At 68.2% G+C, this 8077-nt stretch carries 6 protein-coding genes and 2 pseudogenes; 1 reads left to right on the top strand and 7 read right to left on the bottom strand.

The window, feature by feature from the left end; genetic code table 11:
* The coding region (gene pobA / locus EOW66_RS19535; RefSeq protein WP_128157967.1) for a 4-hydroxybenzoate 3-monooxygenase at positions 1-1110 on the top strand (1110 nt) is incomplete at its 5' end.
* Positions 1111-1112: 2 nt separating this feature from the next.
* On the opposite strand, the gene EOW66_RS19530 is transcribed toward pobA, so the two are convergent.
* The 7 genes and pseudogenes from EOW66_RS19530 to EOW66_RS19495 form a co-directional block, all read right to left on the bottom strand.
* Positions 1113-1865: a LysR substrate-binding domain-containing protein gene (locus EOW66_RS19530; protein ID WP_128157966.1), complete on the bottom strand. Its 753-nt coding sequence runs from the start codon at positions 1863-1865 to the stop codon at positions 1113-1115.
* A complete protein-coding gene (locus tag EOW66_RS20950; protein ID WP_206363757.1) occupies positions 1754-2017 on the bottom strand; it encodes a LysR family transcriptional regulator in 264 nt (87 codons plus the stop codon). The genes EOW66_RS19530 and EOW66_RS20950 overlap by 112 nt, the downstream gene beginning before the upstream one ends.
* A 75-nt stretch (positions 2018-2092) precedes the next feature.
* A pseudogene (locus EOW66_RS19520) lies at positions 2093-2919 on the bottom strand (IS5 family transposase); the annotation flags it as partial.
* Positions 2920-3205: 286 nt separating this feature from the next.
* Positions 3206-4210: pseudogene (locus EOW66_RS19510) on the bottom strand (IS110 family transposase).
* Between the two features lie 127 nt (positions 4211-4337).
* Positions 4338-5918: an ABC transporter ATP-binding protein gene (locus EOW66_RS19505; RefSeq protein WP_128157965.1), complete on the bottom strand. Its 1581-nt coding sequence runs from the start codon at positions 5916-5918 to the stop codon at positions 4338-4340.
* A 9-nt stretch (positions 5919-5927) separates the two neighbouring features.
* Positions 5928-6848 (bottom strand): ABC transporter permease, encoded by a 921-nt coding sequence (locus tag EOW66_RS19500; RefSeq protein WP_206363756.1) that lies wholly within the window; start codon positions 6846-6848, stop codon positions 5928-5930.
* Complete coding sequence (locus tag EOW66_RS19495; RefSeq protein WP_128157964.1) at positions 6845-7954, bottom strand: ABC transporter permease; 1110 nt, start codon at positions 7952-7954, stop codon at positions 6845-6847. Before EOW66_RS19495 ends, EOW66_RS19500 begins: the two co-directional genes overlap by 4 nt.
* Between the last annotated feature and the right edge of the window lie 123 nt (positions 7955-8077).

Raw genomic sequence — 8077 nt, 5'->3', positions numbered from 1 at the left:
CTGAACCGCTCGGGGATCGAGACGATCATCCTTGAGCGCTCGAGCCGCGAGCACGTGCTCTCGCGGATCCGGGCGGGGGTGCTCGAATGGGGCACGGTCGAGGTGCTGCGCGAGGCGGGGGTGGGAGCGCGGATGGAGGCCGAGGGCTTCGTGCATGATGGCACCTGGCTCAGCGATGCCGACCGCCTGGTGCATATCGATTTCCACGCGCTCACCGGCAAGCGGGTGATGATCTATGGCCAGACCGAGGTCACGCATGACCTTTACGAGGCGCAGGACGCACTCGGCACCCGGATCATCCACGGCGTCGAGGAGGTGACGATTCACGATCTCGATGGCGCGCAGGCCGCCGTCGACTACACGCTGAACGGCACCCGCCACCGGCTGCGCTGCGCCTATGTCGCGGGCTGCGACGGCTTCCACGGTGTGTCGCGCCGCACCATCCCGGCCGGGAAACGGCGCGAGTTCGAGCGGGTCTATCCCTTTGGCTGGCTCGGCATCCTGTCGAAGACCCCGCCGGTGCAGGACGAGCTGATCTACGCAAGCTCGCCGCACGGTTTCGCGCTCGCCTCGATGCGCAATGCCAATCTCGTGCGCTGTTACGTGCAGGTGCCGCTCACCGACCGGGTCGAGGACTGGCCGGACGAGCGCTTCTGGGCCGAGTTCCGCCGCCGCCTCCCCGCCGAGGCCGCAGCAAGGCTCGTCACCGGGCCGGCGATCGAGAAATCGATCGCGCCGCTGCGCAGCTTCGTCTCCGAGCCGCTGCGCTGGGGCCGGCTGTTCCTCGTGGGCGATGCCGCCCATATCGTGCCGCCGACCGGGGCGAAGGGGCTCAACCTCGCCGTGTCCGACGTCTTCTACCTGCATCAGGCGCTGATCGACGCGCTTAAGCATGGCAAGGAGGCCGGGATCGACGGCTATTCGCAGCGTGCGCTCGCGCGGATCTGGCAGGCGATGCGCTTCTCCTGGCAGATGACGACGATGCTGCACCGTTTCGACGACGAGGACAGCTTTGCCGCACAGATGCGCCGCGCCGCGCTCGACCATCTCGCCCGGTCCGAGACCGCCCGGCGCGAGCTGGCGGAGAACTACGTCGGGCTGCCGTTCTGATGTCAGACGGTTCCGTCCCGCGCGCTTTCCGCGATCGCCTCGATCAGTGCCGCGAGATCGGCGCCGGGCGGGGTGTCGCGGCGCAGCGAGATCCCGACCGGGCCGCCGAGCAGGGCGTTCTGCACCGGCAGAACGCTCAGCAGCCCGGCCTCGATCTCGGGGCGCACCACGCCCTCGGAGATGAACCAGATCGCGTCGGAGCGCCGCACCACGCCGCGCCCGAAGGCGAGCGAGACGTTTTCATAGGTGGGGATCGGATCGCCGAGCCCCTCGGCATGGAGCCACGCGCGCACCGAGGCGGCGATCACCGCGCCCTTCGGCGGCAGCATCAGGGGGTAATGCAAAAGCTCGGCCGGCGCCCAGTCGGGATGGGCGAGCGGATGACCCGGGCGCGTGACCGGCGCGACGCGCTCCCAGTAGAGCTGACGAAAGCTCGGCCCCTCGAAATTGCCGGCGGGCGGTATCCGGTCAACGACGAGATCGAGCGCATCCTCGCGCAGATGCGAGAGGAGGAGCCAGTTCGGTCCGGTCGAGATGCGCCGCGTGCAATCTGGGCGCTCCGCCTGAAAGTGCAGCGCGGCGCGGGGCAGGAGGCCCGTCGCCGCGGTCGGCAGCGCGCCGAGAGCAAGCTTGCGGCGTGGTGTCACCGGGGCGCGCAGCAGATCCTGCGCGCGTTCGAGCTCGGCGATCGCGGCGCCGGCGTGGCTCTGGAAGAGGCGCCCCGCCGGGGGGGAGCGTGAGGCGCCGTCCGCCACGGTCGAAGATCGCGGCGCCGAGGATCTCCGATCGTCTTCGAGGCGGCGGGCTGGCTGACATGCAGCGCCTCCGCCGCGGCAGAGAGGCTGCCGAAGCGGGCAGTCTCGAAGAAGCAGCGCAGATGGCGCAGGCGCAGGTTTGGGGGGAGCATGACTTAACCACATGGTTATGGGGCGTTGTTGCGGAACTCTCGCTTTAGCCGTGATAGCCGCTTTTCCCGCTGACCTCACGCCACGCGAACGATCTCCGCGGTGGCGAGAGCGTTGAATCTGTTCATCACTGAGCAGGTGAATGCCACCGGTTCGAATGAACCTGCGAAGGATGCGGATATGTATTTCGGCGGATTGGCGGTCAGGGTCTCTCGCTGCGATCCGCTCGCCGAAGGACTTGAGGCAGCGCATCTTCGCCTCGATCCGGCTTCGGACATGGGATCCGGTCCAGCGCTTCCAGAATGCCCGGCCAGGGGGCCGGGTCGCCCGCAGAGTTTCGTTTCTGGCGATCGCGGCCGGGCAGTCTTCCTTCCACAACCGACCGTTCTTGCGGATCGGGACGATCGGACTCGCGTCGCGCTCCAGGATTGCCGTGTGGCAGCGGCGCGTGTCGTAGGCGCCATCGGCGGTCACGGTGCCGATGTCTTCGCCCCGGGGGATCTGGTCGAGCAGCTCCGGCAAGACCGGGCTGTCGCCTTCCCGGCTGGGGGTGAATTCGGCGGCACGGATGTCGGACGTGGCGGTATCCATGGCCAGATGAACCTTGCGCCATTGGCGGCGGCCCTGCACGCCGTGCTTGCGGGCTGCCATTCATTCGATGGGCTTACGCGGCGCCACTGGGGCCACGGTCCCATCTCATTCGCCGAGGAACTGGATGCCCTTCGCCATGGGCCTCGGACCAGTGGCGGCGCCATGGCTCAGTGTCCACCAGCAGGTGCAGCGCCCCGGCAGCGCGGCGATACGAGATCTGGACTTCGAGGGTCTTCTGCCTGCGGCACAGCGTGGAGTGGTCAGGAACGGGCCAATCCAGCCCGGCCAGACGCAGCAGGCTGGCGACCATCCCGTTCGCCAGTGGGCTCGGACCATGTATGGATGGCTCCCGCGTGACAAGGGGTTTGGTGATCTTCGGCGACTGGTCGGGTGCGGCCATGTATTCGGCGTCTCGTCTGCGGTGTGCCCGCGCGCCCTGATGAACGTCTGCGTGAGGTTTGGATCCCCATCAATGGCCCGCGCTTGATTGCGCTCCGGTCCGAACGGGGTGTCCCGGCCTCTTGTCCGTCAGACTGCCATCATCTCACTTTGCCCTCGCCATTTCGATCAGGCCGCGCGTGGCCCGGAATTCAACGCCGTCACGCCGCCCGCCAGGTCTCACCAGTTCTCAGCATCGCCCAGATCTGTCGCGCCATGCGGTTGGCCAGCGCGATGGCCACGATCTTCAGCGGCTTCTTCCCCAGCATGCGGTCCCAGCCAGTCCTCGCCGGGGTCAGAGCGCTTGCGGGTGGAAATCACCCCCATCGCGCCGAGATAGAGCAGCCGCCGGATGTATCGGTTGCCCATCTTCGAGACCGCCCCCAGCCGTTCCTTTCCTCCACTCGAATGCGGTTTTGGCGTCAGGCCCAGCCATGCCGACAGATCGCGGGCCGAGCGGAAGGCCGACACTTCCGGCAGCGTGGCGGCAAGGATGCTAGCGGTGATGGGGCCAATGCCCGGCATCGTTTGCAGCTGCCGCGCCGTCTCGTCCTGCTCCGCGGCGCGGCGCAAATCGGCGGTGATGGCGTCGATGCGCACCTTCGTGGCGGCAAACTGGCCAACCAGAAGATCGAGGGGGATTCGCGCCTCGGGCGGCAGATCCGCCGCCTTCGCCTCAGCAACGAGACGGCTCATGTTGTGGACGCCCCTCGGCACTACGAGGCCGAATTCCCCAAGATGGGCGCGGATCGCGTTGGCAAGCTGGGTCAACTGCCGGACGAGGAAATCCCGTGCCCGGTGGCTCATCAGCACCGCTTGTTGCACTTCGGTCTTGACCGGCACGAAGCGCATCGACGGCTGGGCCACGGCGGTACAGAGCGCCTCGGCATCCGCGGCGTCGGTCTTTCCCCGCGTGACGAAGGGCTTGATGTAAGACGGCGGGATCAGCCGCACCTCATGGCCCAGTTTGCCGATCTCGCGGCCCCGGAATCGGCGCCACCGCAGGCTTTCATGGCAACGACGCAGGGCTGCAGCTGACCGAAGAACGCCAGAACCTGGTCCCGCCTCAGCTTCTTGCGCACCACCGCGCGTCCGGAGGCATCCGCCCCATGCGCCTGAAACACGTTCTTCGCCACCTCGAGCCCGACCGTGACAATCTCCGACATGACCGTCCTCCTTTGTGGATCCTCGCAGATCCACCTTGGCACACCGATGTCGTCGGGGCGCGGTCACAGCATCAACGCCATCTCTGTCAAGAACTGAGCCGGGTTTTCCATCGAGAAGTGGGCCACCTCAGATTATGGATTTCTCGTCGCCCGTGTCCCGGCCCGCGTCCCGCTGTCCGCCCATCTGGCGGCCGATCTCGGCACGGCTGGTGGCATCGACGGGCATCGGGGGGCCGAGCCTGCCCTGCGACATTACCGCCACCCGGTCGGCGAGTTCCAGGATCTCGTCCAGATCCTCGCTCAGCAGCAGAACCGCCGCCCCCCGGTTGCGCTGTTCCATGATCTGCGCGCGGATCTCGGCGACCGAGGCGAAATCGAGGCCGAAGCAGGGGTTGGCGACGATCAGCACCTCGACCTCGCCCGACAATTCCCGCGCGAGGACGGCGCGCTGCACGTTGCCGCCCGAGAGCATCTCGATCGGCGCGTCGGGCGAGGCGGTTTTGATGTTGTAGCGCCGGATCAGCGCCTCGCCCTGCGTGCGCACCCGGGCGGGCGAGACGAAGCCGAAGCGCCCGGCCAGCGAGGGCTTATCGAAGGTGCGAAAGGCGATGTTCTCGGCCACGCTCATCCGCGGCGCCGCGGCATTGCGCAACGGCTCTTCGGGCAGGCCGAAGACCTTGTAGCGGTCATAATCGGCGCGGCGCGGGGTGAACGGCGCCCCGTCGATCCGCAAGCGGCCCTGTGCAAACGGGCGCTGCCCCGAGAGCAGCTCGACCAGCGCAGTCTGCCCGTTGCCCGAGACGCCCGCGATCCCCAGGATCTCGCCCGGCCGGATCTCCAGCGACACCCCGTCCACGATGCGCCGCCCGGCCTCGTCCTCGGCCCCGACCGCTTCGAGCATCAGCCTCGGGGGCCGCCTGGGCTGGGCCCGCCGAGGCGCGCGCTCGCGCAACTCGGCCTCGCCGATCATCATCCGGCTCATCTCGGCGACCGGGGTCGTCCGGGCATCGCCGGATCCCGTGACCTGCCCGCGCCGCAGCACCGTGAAGCTGTCGCAAAACGCCTTCACCTCGCGGAACTTGTGCGAGATCATCAGCACCGTTATCTCGTCGCGCTCGGTCATGCCGCGCAGCAGGCTCAGCACCTCGTCGGCTTCTGCGGGCGTCATCACCGAGGTCGGCTCGTCCAGGATCAGGAACCGCTGATCGAGATAGAGCAGCTTGAGGATCTCGAGCTTCTGCTTCTCGCCCGCGGACATCTCGGCGACCGGGCGCTCGAGCGGCACGCGAAACGGCATCCGGCCCATGAAGGCCTCGAGCCCGCGCTTCTCGGTGCGCCAGTTCAGCACCGCGCGCGCATCCGAGCGCGCGATCACCAGATTCTCGGCCGCCGTCAGACAGGGCACCAGGGTGAAATGCTGATAGACCATGCCGATGCCATGCGCCTGCGCCTCGCGCGGGCCGTGCAGCGACAGACGCGCGCCATCGAGACGGACCGAGCCCGCATCCGCCGCGTAGAACCCCATGATGCATTTGACCAGCGTCGACTTGCCCGCGCCATTCTCGCCCAACAGCGCATGGAAGGACCCCGCGCCCACCTGCACTGACACGTCGTCGAGCGCGCGCATCGTGCCGAAGGTCTTGGTGATGCCCTCGGTGGCCAGGGTCGGCGCGCGACGATCGGCGGGGCGGGTGGCGGGCAGGGTCATGATGCTCTCCTATTTGACGATCGACAGCTCGCGCGGCGCTTCCTGCGCAGCCGCCTTCGAGCGCGCCGAGGCGATCATGATGCCCAGCGTCAGGATATAGGGTGCGGCGTTGAAGAAGTGATAGCCCGCGCTGATCCCGATCGCCTGCAGCGCGGGCCCGAGCGCCCCCGCTGCCCCGAAGAGCAGCGCCGCCAGCACGCAGCGCAGCGGGTTCCAGCGCGCGAAGATCACCAGCGCCACCGCCATCAGCCCCTGGCCCGAGGACAGCCCCTCGCTCCAGCTGCCGGGATAGGAGAGTGACAGGAACGCGCCGCCGATCCCCGCGAGAAAACCGCCGCCCGCCGTCGCCACCAGCCGTACGCGGTCGACGTTCACCCCCATCGCCCGCGCCGAGGCCGCGGAATCCCCCACCATCCGCGCGGTCAGCCCCGCGCGCGTGTTGTGCAGCATCCACCACAGCGCGATCGCCAGAAGGATGCCGATGAAGAACAGCGGGTTCACCTGCAACGCCTGACGGACCTGCGCGCTTTGCGACCACGCACCCAGCTGCAGCGAGGCCAGACGCGGAGCCGAGGGCTGGATGTAGGGCTTGCCGAAGAAGAAGGCGAGGCCGGTGCCGAGGCTCATGAAGGCCAGGCCCACGGCGATGTCGTTGACCTTGGGCAGCTTGCAGATCCAGCCATGCGCCGCCCCGAGCACGAGCCCTGCCCCCCCCGCTGCCAGCACCCCGAGCCAGGGCGATCGGGTGTTGTAGGAGATCGCATAGGCCACCATCGCGCCGAGGATCAGGTTCCCCTCGAGCCCGAGGTTGATGCGCCCCGACTTCTCGGTCAGGCATTCTCCGAGCGACACGAAGAGGAATGGGGTCGAGACCCGGATCGCCCCGCCGATCATCGCGTAAAACACGATTAGAGCATCTGTCTGGGTCATGTCCGTGCCCCTCCGCGGTGGTAGTCCAGAAACGGCAATCGGCCATAGAGGGTGTCGCTGACCAGCAGCACCAGAAAGATGACGCCGCGCAGAACCAGCATGGTGGCATCCGACATCTCCATCCGCCGCTGCACGAGCCCGCCCGAGGCATCGAGCGCCCCGAAGAAGATGGCGACGGGCACCACGGCAAGCGGGTTCTGCCGCGCCAGAAACGCGACGAGGATGCCGGTGAACCCATACCCCGCCGCCAGCGAGGCATTGGCCTGTCCATGCACCGCGCCGACCTCGTAGAAGCCCGCAAGCCCCGCGCAGGCGCCCGCGATCGCGCAGCAGGCGACCGAGAGCGCCCCCACCGGCAGCCCCTGGCCCCGCGCGGCCCGCAAATTTTCCCCGGTCATCCGCGCCGCGAAACCGAAGCGCGAGCGCGCCATCAGCAGCCATAGCGCCACCGCCAGAACCAGCCCCGCCGCCAGCCCCCAATGGACCGAGCTGCCGAACATCCCCCCGATCCGCAGATCGGGCCCGAGCGGCATGGTCGAGGGTTTGTTGGCCGAGCCCGGGTCGCGGAACGGACCTTCGATCAGGAAGCTGGCAATCGCGATCGCGATATAGGTCAGCAGCAGCGACGAGATCGTCTCGTTTACGCCCCGCGCATGTTTCAGCCAGCCGGGCAGCCCCATCCAGACCGCGCCGACCAGCATCGCGGCCAGCGCCATGACCGGCCAGATCACCCAGGGGTCGAGCGACCATTGCCGCATCGGAATGGCGATCACCGCCGCGGCGAGCCCGCCCAGCACCAGCGCCCCCTCGGCCCCGAGCAGTGTCAACCCAATCCGCGCCGGAACCGCGAAGGCCAGGCCGGTCAGGATCAGCGGCGCGGCCCGTTGCAGCGCGTTCTGGATCGAGAACCACGAGGCAAAACCGCCCTTCCAGATCAGCTCGAAAAAGGTCACCGGCGATTTGCCGAGGACCAGCAGGAAGACCGAGAACACCAGCATCGCGGCGATCAGCGCGCCAAGCGGGATCACCGTCGCCTCGATTAGGCGGATGTTCTGCATCCAGTGCAGCGGTCGGGCCTGCATCTGACGGGGGGAGGCGAGGGACATGGGGCTGCGAGCTCCTTGCGTGGGCACGCTGACATGGGCGGAGGTGAAACGAAACCGGGTTCGGCGCGCTGGCCGGGCCCGGGCAGGGGATCGGCCCCCGATCTGGGGTCGATCCGCCCCCGG

The organism is Paenirhodobacter huangdaonensis, assembly GCF_004022465.1.
Classification (GTDB): Bacteria; Pseudomonadota; Alphaproteobacteria; order Rhodobacterales; family Rhodobacteraceae; genus Rhodobacter; species Rhodobacter huangdaonensis.
This window is presented reverse-complemented; position numbering and strand designations above follow the sequence as displayed.